The organism is Candidatus Hydrogenedentota bacterium (assembly GCA_016791475.1).
Lineage (GTDB): Bacteria > Hydrogenedentota > Hydrogenedentia > Hydrogenedentales > JAEUWI01 > JAEUWI01.
Genome location: JAEUWI010000401.1, coordinates 1 through 549, shown reverse-complemented (window position 1 = coordinate 549; position 549 = coordinate 1). Strand labels below are relative to the sequence as shown.

Here is a 549-nt window from a genome sequence, read left to right as displayed (position 1 = left end):
ACCCTATCCCGATGGCGGCGAAATCGTCGTCTCCGACTTCTGGCCCCGGTGGCACGCCCCCTCCCGGAAGATCCTCGGCATCGGCCACACTGTCCGCTACCTCGATAACCGCGTTGTCGCCGGCAAGAACCCGCGCAGCACCGCGTACTCGACCTACGATCCCGCCACCCGCTCCTGGACCCCTTGGAAAACCCTCGACGTCCCCGCCGGCTCCAACCTTGTCTCCAGTGGCGCCGGCAGCGTCGGCCGCCACGACCTGCCCAACGGCGACATCCTCCTGCCCGTCTACGCCAACCCCGTCCGCGATGGCAAGGCCCTGCCGTCGCTGGCCAGCGTCATTCGCTGCCGCTTCGACGGCACGACCCTGCGCTTTGTCGAGCAGGGCAACGAGATGACCGTGCCCACCGGCCGCGGCTTCGGCGAACCTTCCCTCGCCGCGTTCCAGGGCCGCTACTTCCTCACGCTCCGCAACGACGACTACCTGGCCATCGCCCGCGGCAAGGACGGTCTCCACTTTGAAGAACCGCGCAAAGTGAAGTTCGATGACGG

At 67.6% G+C, this 549-nt stretch carries 1 protein-coding gene; it reads left to right on the top strand.

Annotated features, from left to right (window positions below; translation table 11 throughout):
- On the top strand, positions 1–549 hold a 549-nt coding region (locus JNK74_29910), incomplete at both ends, for an exo-alpha-sialidase (GenBank protein ID MBL7650386.1).